Source organism: Desulforegula conservatrix Mb1Pa, from assembly GCF_000426225.1.
Taxonomy (GTDB): domain Bacteria; phylum Desulfobacterota; class Desulfobacteria; order Desulfobacterales; family Desulforegulaceae; genus Desulforegula; species Desulforegula conservatrix.
Window position 1 is genome coordinate 23,469 of sequence record NZ_AUEY01000024.1, and the last position, 13,822, is coordinate 37,290.

Sequence of the window (13,822 nt, forward strand, 5' to 3'; positions counted from 1 at the left end):
TCCCTACTTAATGGCAATCAGCGTTGTCAGCATTTCGTCGCATGTTGTCAGAAGCTTTGCGGCAACTGAATATGCATGCTGATATTTCATGAGATTGACCATTTCCTCATCAAGGGAAACCCCTGAAAGTGAATCCCTTGTCTCTGTAAGCTTTTGAACCATGGATATATTGAAATCCTTGCTCCTTGATATACTCGCGGACTGGGTTCCAAGGGAACCGATCATCCCCTGGTAGAATCCGTCAAGGGAGGCGTTTACTGATTCCGAATTAGCGACTTCGCCCCTGATATAAGTTCTTCTGGCCATGTCTATGGTCTTATTCTGAAGATCAGACAATGCCAGGGCATTCTGGTTGTCCGCAGATCCGTAAGCGCCTTCCGTAACTCCGGTCGGAGGAGTATAAACGTCGTCCTGGTCGTTAAACCCAAGCGCCTCTCTCGCACTGCTCTTGTTCCACTGGAGGGTGAAGCCGATCTCGTTGCTGCTTCTCTCCTCTGTGATCCTGAATTTCCTGCTTTCGGCATCAAATGAAACCTTGTAATCAAGACGGTTCAAAGAAACCGACTCTAGTGCTTTTTCAATATCTGCGGCAAGAACATCCATGTCAGCGTCTGTGGTGTAAGTGCCGCCAGCAAGAGAAGGTTTTATTGTGGCGGTTACTTCCGCGCCTGTAGCTTCATGAAATACTATCTGGTCATTTACTCCGGCTGCAATCGTAAAAGGAGCCGCAATCTTAACGTCGGACGTAATCCCTGTTCTGTCCATGGCATCTACGCGGCTTGCGCCGATATTGCTTACTGTGGCCATAAGCTTGTTGACCTCTATGGTCATGGAATCATCACCCTGAAAAAATGTATTCAGGCCGAGAGCCGCATATATCCCCGAATCCCCTGACTTGTCATCTGAAAAATTGAATGCGTACTCGCCCTTGTCAGCCTGGATATCAAAGGTATAGGTTCCGGCTGTTTCTATGGGCGTATCAAAACTAACCATCATATCCACACCGCCGTCGCCCGAGAGATCTATCCCGAATCCTTTGTCAAGTGGAGTGGACGCGAGGGTTGGAGCGCCAAGGGCATCGGTTTCGACTGTAAATACATCATCTTTATAAAGAGCTCCTGAATTGAAATTAAGGGTCATGCCATCAATAACTGGTGCCGCTCCAAGTGGGGCAGTAAGGTTTATAACGCCGCCTATGGTTCCATTTGTCCAGTTGATTGTAACAGGATCAGTACCTATCACTCCGCCGGTTGCCACAGTAAAGGTGTAAGTCGAGTTTATTGTGCCAGCAGGGCCGACAGGCGCAAGATCAAGCGGAGCCGGAACAATTTTAGCCCCAAGATATTTGTCAGATGTTATCCCGCCAAGACTCCAGACACCGCCAGCACTTCTTGAAAGCTGAATATTTGTATCAGCATCTTTAAAAGCTGAATAATCCTCATATTTAATATTCGTGTAATCCTTGTTTATGCCTCCTGTAGACCTTATATTATCGACTTCATATCCGTCAATCTCAGGCTCAAGCTTAAAACGCATGTCGCTCGTCACAACCGCTTCCACGCCCTTTACATCCCTGTTGAACTGATCCCTGAAAGAATTCATTGTCCAGTGCCAGTCTGTGGGAAGATTACCAGGTACAGGATTAATTTCGGGAACACCCTGTTCGTTTGTCGCAAGTGTAAAAACATCACCCTCAACCACAGATCCTCCGTTAAACTCCATCCTCATTCCGTCCACGTCGACATAAAGAGGAAGATAAGGAGGGTCCTGGGGCGTAATTGTAAATGTCCCGCTTGAAAAAGTGCTCTGCCATTCTATGGTAACAGGCTCGTATCCGATTCTGCCAGTGATGTCGGATTCATTTACACCCGCATTTTTTACTGTAAATTTATATGTATCATTAATGCTGCCCGCCCTGCCAGTTGCTGCAAATCCGAGGGGAACAGAATTTGCGTTAACATCGGTATTGACCGTCATTACATTGCCTTCAACCAGCTCCCCGGAACCTATGTCAAAGCTAATACCCGCGACGGGAGGAATCGCCAGAGGATCATCATCGACTGTGATTGTTCCTTTATTAATAGGAATAGTATCAGATTTTATGACAACACCCTGGGTATTGAGCTTTTCCCATGTGATCCTAGGATCATAAGGATTTGCCTCATCATTCACGACGCCACCTGTTGTGACTGTAAATCTGTACTGATATGGAGGGGCGTCCACTGCGTCTATGGTTCCGGTGCCAGTCCAGTTGGTTACCGAAGCATTTGAAATGCCCATATTGGTTTCATATGGAGAATAGGATGTTGAAGCGTTTCTTGTGTCACGCACCCATATTGTATTGTCCTGATTGTAGTCTATCCTGCTGCCAAATGAGAGGGTGCTTATCAGGCCATCAGAGCCGGCTTCATAAACGCCTTCCATGTCAGTTCCGTAATAGTCTGTGCCTGCTCCCCCACTCTGGGCATAATTGATCTGCCACATGAGTTCTTTGGAATAAATGTCTATCTCGTCCCTGTACTTGGGGATTATTTCTTCCCTCAAATTCAGAAGCCCGCCCATCTTCCCGCCTGTTATTTTGTCTGTAAGATCAACACTCCCGCCATATGATCCTTCCCATGTGACATTTCCTTCTTCCATCTTGAGACCGTATGTATAAGGGCCGTTAACAAGCTGAAAACCATTTGCTGTTGTTACAATAAGGCCGCCAGAAGGCTGTTCGAATGTATTTATGTCAACAATTTTTGAAAGGTCGCTGAGAAGCCCGTTTCTTTTATCCCTCAGGTCATTTGCTGTCCCGTCGTGTTCAAGAGCGACAAGCTGGCCGTTTATATTTGCTATTTCCTTTGTCAGCCTGTTAACTTCACCCACAGAAGACTCGATATCCTGACTGAGATCAGTCTCTATCTGGGAAAGCTGGGAATTGATGGAATTGAGGCCCTGGGCTATCCTGATTCCATTCTGATAAACACCGATTCTCTCGGACGAGCCTGGAGGGTTATCCGCAAGGTCATGCCAGGAATTCCAAAACTCTGAGCTCATATAACTGAGACTGCTCTCGGTTCCTTCGTTCAAAAGCCCTTCAAGCACCTTCATATATGACTCCGACTGTTCATACAGGGACATCTGGGATTTCTGATCCATGAGTCTGTTTTCCATGAGCTGGTCAGAATATTGTTTGACATTCTGGGTATCCACACCTGTACCGAAAATCAGGCCGCCATATTGTACGGTAATATTGTTCGTATGCGGCAAAACCTGCCTGGTGTAACTTGAGTTGTTTACATTGGCAATGTTGTTACCTGTTACGTTTATACCGTATTGCTGTGCTGCTATTGCGCCTTTGGCTATATTTAGTGTGGCACCTATTCCGCTCATGGCTATACCCTCGCTCTAAAAATGGCTCCACTTAAATTAGCTGAGTTGCTGCTTGGCCTGTAGCCCTGGGAACCTGATGCAGCATCTGCGAAAACAGCTACAAGCTGTTCGATTACCTGCAGATATTCTTCTGTGAATTTCACATTCGTAACAGAGAGATCAAAAACTGCTTTCTTCAGTTTTTCAATATCAAGACAAAGAGGAGCAATACGATCTGCGGCTTCTTTTGATACGAATTCAACGATCTTTCCGCTTGAAAATCTTCCAGGGATCATGCCATGTTCAGGAGCTATTGTGTCCAGATCGCCTAAAATTTCTTTCCTTAAAATCTCTATTTTCTTGGCAGCATCATGCTTGAGTGCTGACATGCGCCAAAGCTCACCAGGATCTGCTGATTTAAGTATTTCAGACTCTTTTTCAAGTATCTCAACAAGATTTTTGTAGACAGCGTGCTTCTTTCTGAGTCGGTCTTCGACTCTGTTCATAATATCTTCCATATAGGCACCTCCATTTTATATTATTTCGGAATCTGCTCCAGGTTTCTGAAGCCGGAAGCTGCTCAAAAAATACTGTTTATTAATTATTCCCTGAAGATTTCAGCTTCGCATTCCAAAACAGCGCAGATATTTTTGAAAGTAGAAATGCACGGAGTGTGCCATGCCCAGACCAGAGATATTAAACATATAACTTACTGAAAATATATGATATTCAAAACACAAACAAAACTAATGAATTCATATTCTCAAAGTCCGGGGAAAAATATTCCGGCAAGGTTCCCTTTGACCCAAAAAAATCAATAAGCGAAAGGTTTGATGGACTCGCAAAAAGTCCCCAAAAGGCATCGATATCATGCCGGACTTTATCCGGCATCTTTGTATTTTCAGAAAGTTATGGATTCCAGCCTGGGCTGGAATGACGGGAATTGGACTTTTTGCGACCTTGTCAGAGAGCTTTAGTAAAGACGTATAGTTCAAACAATTCGGTGTTATCTTTCAACCTTTTTTTCTATCTTAATCCCCAGTTTCCTCATCTTGCCCCTCAAGGTAGAGGAATTTACGCCAAGAAGAAGGGCAGCGCCATTTTCGCCTTCAATGCGTCCTTTTGTAAGCTCAAGAGTTCTTTCTATGTGGCTGCGGAGAAGAACATCAATGGTTTGAACAGAGCCGGGCACAGGAAGTTGCGCCACGCTTGAAGATTTTGTTTCCCCTGTTATTTCTCCCGAAAGCCCTGAAAACGATAGCGGCCTGCCTCTGCTGATTATGAGAGCCCTTTCTATTACATTCTGAAGCTCGCGAATATTTCCGGGCCAGTCGTATGCCATTAGCTGGAAAAAGGCGTCTGATGCGAATCCCGGATTTACGGGAAGATTCATTTCCCTTGCTTTTCTTAGAGCAAAATATTCAGCAAGCGCTGGAATATCATTTTTTCTGTCCCTTAACGGCGGAATTTTTATGGGAAAAACATTCAACCTGAACCACAAGTCTTCCCTGAAACCGTGCTTTCTGACCATTTCTCTAAGATCACGGTTTGTGGCCGCAATCACCCTTACATCAACCGAAATTGTTCTGCTGCCGCCGACCCGATGGAACTCCATTGTCTGGAGAACACGAAGAAGCTTTACCTGGGCAGCCAGGGGCAGTTCGCCTATTTCATCGAGAAAAATAGTTCCGCCATTAGCCTGTTCAAAATATCCGCGTTTTAAAGAGGTGGCACCTGTGAAAGCACCCTTTTCATGCCCAAAAAGCTCGCTGTCTATTAGGCTTTCAGGAATTGCTCCGCAGTTTATGCTTATCATGGGGCCGCTTTCACGACCTGAACTCTGGTGAATGGCGTTTGCTACAATTTCCTTACCTACCCCTGTCTCGCCTGTGATTAGCACAGGACTTCCAAGCGGAGCGACCTTTCTTACAAGATCAGCAACTTCCTTTAGTCCGGTTTCCGCGCCTATTATCCTTCCTGCTGAAATATGCCCTAATTTTTCTTCGAGGCCCCTTTTTTCACTGGCAAGACGTTCATTAAGGCATACGGATTCCCTGTGATGAAGAAGGTTCAAAACAGACCCTGCAAGAGGTCTCTGGATCATGGCGAGATATTTTTTGTGCTCGTCATTATAAACATCACCGCCTTTTGCCACGAGTCCGAATCCGCCGACAAGTGGCTGGCCAATATCAAAAAGAATGGCAAGGGCTGAGAGATCTTCTTCTTCGCTGAAAATCATGTATCTTGAAGTTGACTGAAAATGCTCGAAAATCTCCCGGATCACGGGACTTCCGGATTTTGTAAAAACAGTCACAGGGGTTATCACTGATGCCCTCACCTCCATAATGGACGCTTCAGAAATCTGGACACTCTCGTCTATCAAAACCCCTCTCTTGCCATAAGCCACAGCAAGATATCTCAGACTGCCCTTTGTGGTGTCGAAGATAAACATATGGGCAAGCTCAAGCGGAAAATATCTGCTGAGATATTTGAATGTCTCGTAAAGAGCCTCTTCAATATTGAGACTGCTGTAGAGGCAAAGGGTGACTTCGCTTATGAATTTTTCTTCTTCCGGAAGCATGAAATATCATTCCTAAACAGATTCAACTCAAACTGAGCAAAACAACTGTCAAATAAAACAGAATTATCAAATACAAAATATTATCTGCCATATTTAACAGAAAACAACAAGGCAATATCTTATATTATTGAATTTTATACAAATATCAAACTGGCACGAATATTGGATTAATAAAGCAGAATCAAAATGGAAATCAGACAAATAATTCTTAAAACAATCCTTCTTGGGGAGAAGATTAAATGAAAGAATTCGCACTCGAAAACAAAGTGGCCCTCATCACAGGCGCAAGCAGAGGCATAGGCGAAGCAATTGCAATGCTCCTTTCAAAATACGGAGCGCACTGCATTCTTGTGAGCAGAAAAACAGAAGGCCTTGAAGAAGTAGCAGGGAAAGTCAGGGCAAGCGGCGGCAAGGCGGATATCATTGCCTGCAACACCGGATATCCTGATCAGATCGAAGCTCTTTATAAGACAGTTGAAGAGAAATTCGGAAGACTCGACATACTCATCAACAACGCAGCCACAAATCCTCATTTCGGAGAGATGATAGACGCTGACATAGGAATCTGGGACAAAACCCTTGATGTGAACCTCAAGGGCCCTTTCCTCATGATTAAGTACGCAGTGCCCCTAATGGTCAAAGGCGGCGGCGGAGCCGTCGTAAATGTGGCGTCAGTGAACGGTATAAGACCAGGAGCTTTCCAGGGTGTTTATTCAGTAACCAAGGCAGCCATGATCTCCATGACCCATGTATTTGCAAAAGAACTTGCTGCCAAAAATATCCGGGTCAACGCCCTTCTCCCAGGCCTGACTGAAACTAAATTCGCATCAGCCATTACAGGCAATGCTGAAATATCAAAATATGTGACAAGCCAGATCCCTATGGGCAGAGCAGCCCAGCCAAGTGAAATGGCAGGAGCGGTTCTTTTCCTGGTTTCAGATGCTTCATCATATACGACAGGAAGCTGTCTTGTTTGCGATGGCGGTTTGTTAGTTTAGCAGGGTCTTTTTCAAAAGCACCACCTGGCAGTCTGCGCTGCGACAACCCTCCCCGCAGCCCGCGGAGAGAGCCTGATAAAAGAGGGTCTCTCTGCGGGCAATATTTTGCGGGCAGAAGGCAAACGAACAGGCTGTAATAAATAATTTCCCTGGAAATAATCCGGGAATCTATAAACGACTGGAGAAAACCATGGCTTCAAAATATGTCAGTATGCGCAATATAAAATTCATGCTGAATGAAGTATTCAATATATCAGAACTTGTTCAACATCAGTATTTCAACGGCCACACCCAAAAATCCTGCGACATGATTCTTGACGCTGCCCAGAAAATAGGCACCAAGCTATTAAACCCTGTTTTTACTGAAATGGACAGAAAGCCGCCGGAGCTTGACAACGGAGAGATAGTTGTTCACCCCCAGGTTAAGGCTATAATAAGGGAATTCGGTGAAAACGGCTGGATATCAGCAACCTTCAAGGCAGAACACGGAGGTGACCAGCTTCCTATACTTATTGCAAACTGCTGCAATATGATCTTCTGCGCCGCAAACTATTCAGGAAGCGTTTACATGGGCCTGAGCGCGGGAGCTGCAAAACTAATTCTAACATTCGGTGAAGAAACCCTCAAAAATAAATATGTACCAAATCTTCTGTCCGGCAAATGGCAGGGAACAATGGCGCTGACAGAATCCCAGGCAGGAAGCTCCCTTGCTGATATCGCAACCACTGCTTATCCAACGGCAGACGGCCACTATAAAATAAAGGGCCAGAAGATATTCATATCTGCCGGAGATCACAACTGCGTTGAGAATGTCGTGCATCTTCTTATCGGACGAATTGACGGAGCGCCTGCCGGAGTCAAGGGGATCTCCCTTTTTGTCGTTCCTAAAAAAAGACTGACTGAAAAGGGCGAACTCGAAGCCAATGACGTGGCTGTGTCCCAGGTTTTCCATAAACTTGGATATCGAGGCGCGCCGATCACAGAACTTGTATTTGGTGAAAAAGACGACTGCCAGGGCTATCTTATAGGAGAACCGGGCAAGGGCCTTGGCTATATGTTCCAGATGATGAACGGAGCGAGGCTTGAAGTTGGCCTGGGTGCAGCAGCAATAGCATCAGCCGCTTACTATTCTGCCCTCGATTACACAGAAAACAGGCTCCAGGGACGCGAGCTGACATCAAAAGATCCTGCATCTCCTCAGCTTCCAATAATTCGCCATGCAGATATTAAACGCATGCTTCTTTTCCAGAAATCAGTGGTTGAAGGATCACTTTCACTGATTCTTCAATGCAGCAGATACGAAGATATGTGCGAAATTACAAGCGCCGAGGAAAAGGAAAGATGGCATCTCCTCCTTGACCTTCTGACACCAGTAGCAAAAACCTATCCTGCTGAAATGGGCATTTTATCCACAAGCCAGAGCATCCAGTGTTTCGGAGGATATGGCTATTGCGAGGATTTCCCTGTAGAGCAGCATTTCAGGGATATGCGCATTCATACAATTCATGAAGGCACAACAGGAATCCAGGCAATGGATCTTCTTGGCAGGAAAGCCATCATGAAGAATGGCAAGGCCATGGCCATTTATCTTGAAGAAGTTAATAAAGCCATTTCAGCGGCAAAGGATTTCACCAAGCTCCAGCCTCTTGCAAAGCAGCTTGAAGATGCGATTAAAAATCTTCAGGATGTCACCATGCATCTTGTGGGAATAGCCATGGGCGGGAAACCCGATGTTTTTCTTGCGGATGCGACTCTTTATCTCGAGATGTTCGGCAGCATAGCAGTCGGATGGCAGTGGCTTTTAATGGCTACGGCTGCCGCAAAAGCCCTGGAAAAGAATCCTTCGAAATCCGAAACTTCCTTTTACGAAGGCAAGATATTCACTTGCAGATATTTTTTCGCATACGAACTGGTCAAGATATCAGGTCTCGCAACACGCCTGACAGACGGAAATCCGCTGACCATGGAGATGGAAACAAGGCATTTTAGCGATTGATTTTCATTCCACATTCAAGCGGCAACTACGTTGGCGTCTTGAATACAATAATTGAATAGAGAACGCGGGGAACTTTTTGTAAAAAGGTCCCCACACCCCTCAAAAACTTTATGAATGGGTATTTTAGAAAAACCCTTATGAGGTAAGATGAATGAAAGGACATCATTCACTCAACAGACTCAATCTTAAAGTTTTTTGCGGAGCTTTTTTACAAAAAAGCGACCCGCCTGAGGCATAACCAGATATCCAGGTAAAAAGGCGTATATATAAATGGAAAAATTCAAATTCAGAACTGAAGGCAGAATCGGCTATCTCACAATGAACAGGCCGGACAAATATAACTCTTTTGACCTACAGATGGTGGATGAGTTCGAAACATTTTTAAGGGAAAAAATGTATGACGAAAGCGTTGGCGTAATCATACTCGACGGAGGAGACGCAAAAGGTTTCTGCGCTGGCCTTGATGTTGAAACTTATGCTCCGGCAATAATGGCTATGAAGCCTGTGGACGCATATAATGCCCAGGCAAGAATGTCCCGACTGTTTCTCGCCATGAGAAGAATCCCCCAGCCCATCATTTCCTGCATACACGGATCTGCGGCTGGAATAGGATTTTCCCTCGCCATGGCATCTGATATCAGAATTCTGGCTGAGAATGCCCGCTTTTCGGCAGCTTACATAAATATAGGCCTTGGCGGAGCTGATATGTCTTCCAGCTATTTCCTCCCAAGAATTATTGGTTCAGGCAGGGCAAATGAATATCTTTTAACAGGAAACTGGATGACAGCCCAGGATGCCAAAGAACTTGGATTTGCAAGCAGGGTTGTTCAAAAGGAAAAGATGCTGGAAACTGCAGAAGAGATTGCCAAGGTCATGATGACGAAAAATCCTCTTGGAATAAGAATGACCAAGGAGGCTATAAACGCCAATCTTGATGCGGCAAGCCTTGAGGCATGTCTCCAGATGGAGGACAGGAATCAGATGATGATAGCATATACGTACAGGATGACCCCATAACGGCTTCGTAAAAAGCCCATCTGCGGCGTTGCTCCTCGTTCTCAGTCATTGCGGAGTATGAAAAGCTACTCCTCATTCCTTCGAACTCACGCGCCTTGCATATGGAGCTTTTTTCTTTGCCGTGTGTTCTGATTTTATACAGGATTATCAATTTTTAAGGCGGCATCATGTTTGAAATAGTTCACAAAGAAACAATGTCAGCAGGAAATGTATTTCTGCACGAGATCAAGGCCCCGAAAATTGCGGCCAAGGCAAAGCCGGGACAGTTTGTTATCTTAAAGGCAAACGAAACAGGCGAGCGAATCCCTTTGACAATGGCTGATGTTGATCCTGAAAAAGGAACAATAACAATAGTTTTTATGGCCATTGGCAAATCAACGGCTCTTTTCGGAACCCTTGAAAAAGGCCAGGGTTATCAGGACGTGATAGGCCCGCTTGGACAGGAAACTCACCTTGAAAACTTCGGAAAAGCTGTTTGCATAGGAGGAGGGACTGGAACAGCGGTTCTTCACCCCATAGCCCGGGCGCTGAAAAACGAAGGCAATCATGTGACGACTATTCTTGGGGCAAGATCTGAAAGCCATATGATTCTGAAAGACAGGATGGACAAAATCTCTGACAGCCTGATCATATGCACAGATGACGGATCTGCTGGCAGAAAGGGTTTTGTAACGGATGCTCTGAAGGAAATACTTGAGACAGAAAAACCTGACATAGTAGTTGCCATCGGCCCAGTTCCCATGATGAAGGCTGCATCAGATATGACAAGACAATACGGCATAAAAACCATAGTCAGCCTCAATCCCATCATGATCGACGGAACAGGAATGTGCGGAGGATGCAGGGTGACGGTCGGAGGAAAGACTAGGTTCGCCTGTGTCGAGGGCCCTGAATTTGACGGCCATGAGGTCGATTTCGACGATCTTGCAAAAAGACTGAGAGCTTACGGGAAAGAAGAAAAAGAAGCGCTCGAAAAGCATAAGTGCAATCTTGATGCTGCCGTATGAAGATAAAAAAACAGGGAACTTTTTGTAAAAAGCTCCCCACGCACCCTACAAAAAAATCATAAAGTTTTTTGCGGAGCTTTTTTACAAAAAAGCGACCTGCCGGAGGCCGGACTATTATGAAGAAAGAAGATTCGCCCAGGAAAGTACCCAGACAGAAAATGCCTGAACAGGCTCCTGAAAAACGCAGAAAAAATTTTGAGGAAGTGACCCTTGGCTTTTCGCCTGAAATGGCGGTCATGGAGGCCTCAAGATGCCTTGAGTGCAAAAAGCCTCTTTGTGTTGAAGGATGCCCAGTGGGAGTTCCGATTCCTGAATTCATAAACCTAATCAAAAACAAGGATTTCAGCGGAGCGGTCAGGAGAATAAGGGCAAAAAATGCTCTGCCTGCTATTTGCGGAAGGGTATGCCCCCAGGAAAACCAGTGTGAAGGCAAATGCATTCTTGGCAAAAAAGGCGAATCTGTCTCAATAGGCGGTCTTGAAAGATTTCTCGCTGATTTTGAAAGACAAAGCGGAAATATAGAGCTTCCAAAAAAAGATAAATCTACAGGCAGCAGAATTGCTGTTGTGGGATCAGGCCCTGCCGGGCTAACTGTGGCTGGAGATCTGTCTGTAAAAGGCCATGATGTGACCATGTTCGAGGCTTTCCATAAGACAGGCGGAGTTCTTGTATATGGAATCCCTGAATTCAGGCTTCCAAAGTCAATCGTTGAAGCAGAAGTCGGACTTATTGAAGATCTTGGAGTAAAAATAGAGTGCAATACGGTCATAGGCCTGACCTCCTCAATTGACGAGCTTTTTGAAGAAGGTTTTGACGCTGTTTTTGTGGCTGTGGGCGCAGGGCTTCCAAAATTCATGGAGATTCCGGGGGAAAACCTCGTTGGCGTGTGTTCAGCCAATGAATACCTCACAAGAACCAATCTCATGAAGGCTTACGATCCTAACTATGACACTCCTGCTCCTTCTGGGAAAAATGTGGTTGTTCTGGGCGCTGGTAATGTCGCCATGGATGCGGCAAGAACAGCCATGAGGCTTGGAGCCGAAAGCGTAAAAATAGTTTATCGCAGGTCAATGGCTGAAATGCCCGCAAGAAAAGAAGAAATCCACCATGCTGAACAGGAAGGCATTGAGTTTGTTCTTCTCACTGCTCCTTCAAAATTCGTTGGAAACAAGGACGGATTTCTCTCTGGCATGGAATGTATAAAAATGGAACTGAGCGAGCCTGATGAATCAGGAAGAAGAAAACCAGTACCTGTAAAAAACTCAGAATACATAATCGAATGCGATCTGGCCGTGATTGCTGTCGGGTCAGGAGCAAACCCGATTCTCGCCAAAAAAGAGCCTGGCATAGCATTAAGCAAATACGGATATATCATTGCTGATCAGGCCACTGGCAAGACATCGAAAAAGGCTGTGTGGGCAGGCGGAGACATTGTAACTGGTCAGGCAACGGTAATCGAAGCAATGGGCGCTGGAAGAAGAGCCGCTGATTCCATTGATGAGTATCTGAGCGGCGGCGATTTTTAAAAGGTGTGGAGACTTTTTGAAAAAACCACACCACCAAAAAGTTTAAGCTTATTACAACAAACAATGAAGTTTTTTGCGGAGCTTTTTTTCAAAAAAGCGACCCGCAGCATTTTGAACAATGTCGGATTACGAGCAAAGGACGCTCTAATCCGACCTACGAATTGGCCTTTTTTACAGCAATTTAACCATACAAGGCAATTTTTCAGAGAAGAAAAACATCAAGGTGAGCAAGCCTTCCGGCTTGAGCACCCTACAAAAATATTATTTCAAAAATTTATAAGGAAAACATAAATGGACATCAAAAACGTTTTGATTCTTGGCGGCGGCACAATGGGACAGAAAATTTCCATACAGTGCGCCATGTATGGTTTTAATGTGGTTATATATGACATAAACGACGAGATTCTTGCAAATACCAAGAAAATTGTGGAAAAGACAGCCTCAAGATATCAGAAAACAGGTGTCATAAAAGACGCCAGCATAGACTCCATCATTGCCAGAATCAGTTACACTTCAAATCTTGAAGAAGCCGCAAAAAATGCGGATCTTGTGAACGAGTCAGTTCCTGAAGATCCTGGCCTTAAGGCAAAAATTTTCAACCAGCTCCATACCCTTTGCCCTGCACACACAATTTTCACGACAAATACTTCGACCCTTCTTCCTTCAATGTTTGCGGACAAGACTGGAAGGCCTGAAAGATTCCTTGCTCTCCATTATCACAATCCAGGTTCTGACCGCATAGTAGATGTCATGCCTCACCCGGGAACAGCCCCTGAAATGGTGGAAATAGTCGAAAAATTCTCCAGAGATACGGGTATGATCCCGATCGTTCTTAAAAAGGAAAACATAGGCTATGTGTTCAACAGCATGTTTTCAGCGCTTCTTGCATCAGCGCTTACGCTTGCCGCCAACGAAGTTACGTCTGTGGAAGACATTGACAAAGCTTGGATGGACATGATGCATTCATTTATAGGGCCTTTTGGCATCATTGATTCAGTGGGTATTGAGACGGTTTACAAGATCACGGATTACTGGGCGCAAAAGACCAAGGACAAACAAAATCTTAAAAACGCGGCTTTCCTAAAAAAATATGTGGAAAGAAACGAGCTTGGAATAAAAACTGGCAAAGGATTCTATTCATATCCGAATCCTGCGTACGCGACCCCTGGGTTTGTGGAAAGCATCGGTAAATAGAATTTAATGCAGCATAATTTGCCTCCAGCGGGTCGCTTTTTGAAAAAAGCTCCGCAAAAACTTTCCGGGTTTAAAAACGCTGAGGGGATATTATTGAGCCGCCTAACCATGTCATTAACAAAAACATAAAGTTTTTGAGGGGTCTG

9 protein-coding genes are annotated in these 13,822 nt (G+C 45.0%); 6 read left to right on the forward strand and 3 right to left on the reverse strand.

Annotated features, from left to right (window positions below):
• Positions 1-3 precede the first annotated feature (3 nt).
• The 3 genes from flgK to K245_RS0110485 form a co-directional block, all read right to left on the reverse strand.
• Positions 4-3,378, reverse strand: coding sequence for a flagellar hook-associated protein FlgK (gene flgK / locus K245_RS0110475; protein ID WP_027359256.1), 3,375 nt, complete (start codon positions 3,376-3,378; stop codon positions 4-6).
• A gap of 2 nt (positions 3,379-3,380) precedes the next feature.
• Complete coding sequence (gene flgN, locus K245_RS0110480; RefSeq protein WP_027359257.1) at positions 3,381-3,875, reverse strand: flagellar export chaperone FlgN; 495 nt, start codon at positions 3,873-3,875, stop codon at positions 3,381-3,383.
• 488 nt (positions 3,876-4,363) lie between these two features.
• Entirely contained in the window at positions 4,364-5,938 is a 1,575-nt protein-coding gene (locus tag K245_RS0110485; protein WP_027359258.1) for a sigma-54 interaction domain-containing protein, read from the reverse strand.
• A 239-nt stretch (positions 5,939-6,177) separates the two neighbouring features.
• Here K245_RS0110485 and K245_RS0110490 point away from each other — a divergent pair, with 239 nt between their 5' ends.
• The 6 genes from K245_RS0110490 (at position 6,178) to K245_RS0110520 (ending at position 13,676) form a co-directional block, all read left to right on the forward strand.
• Entirely contained in the window at positions 6,178-6,936 is a 759-nt protein-coding gene (locus K245_RS0110490) for an SDR family oxidoreductase (RefSeq protein WP_027359259.1), read from the forward strand.
• Between the two features lie 190 nt (positions 6,937-7,126).
• Complete coding sequence (locus tag K245_RS0110495) at positions 7,127-8,932, forward strand: acyl-CoA dehydrogenase (RefSeq protein ID WP_027359260.1); 1,806 nt, start codon at positions 7,127-7,129, stop codon at positions 8,930-8,932.
• A 270-nt stretch (positions 8,933-9,202) separates the two neighbouring features.
• Positions 9,203-9,949 (forward strand): enoyl-CoA hydratase/isomerase family protein, encoded by a 747-nt coding sequence (locus K245_RS0110500; RefSeq protein WP_027359261.1) that lies wholly within the window; start codon positions 9,203-9,205, stop codon positions 9,947-9,949.
• Between the two features lie 167 nt (positions 9,950-10,116).
• On the forward strand, positions 10,117-10,956 hold the full coding sequence (locus K245_RS0110505) for a sulfide/dihydroorotate dehydrogenase-like FAD/NAD-binding protein (protein ID WP_027359262.1): 840 nt from the start codon (positions 10,117-10,119) through the stop codon (positions 10,954-10,956).
• Between the two features lie 116 nt (positions 10,957-11,072).
• Entirely contained in the window at positions 11,073-12,482 is a 1,410-nt protein-coding gene (gltA, locus tag K245_RS0110510) for an NADPH-dependent glutamate synthase (protein WP_027359263.1), read from the forward strand.
• Between the two features lie 291 nt (positions 12,483-12,773).
• Positions 12,774-13,676, forward strand: a complete 903-nt coding sequence (locus K245_RS0110520; protein WP_027359265.1) for a 3-hydroxyacyl-CoA dehydrogenase — start codon at positions 12,774-12,776, stop codon at positions 13,674-13,676.
• Positions 13,677-13,822: the final 146 nt, after the last annotated feature.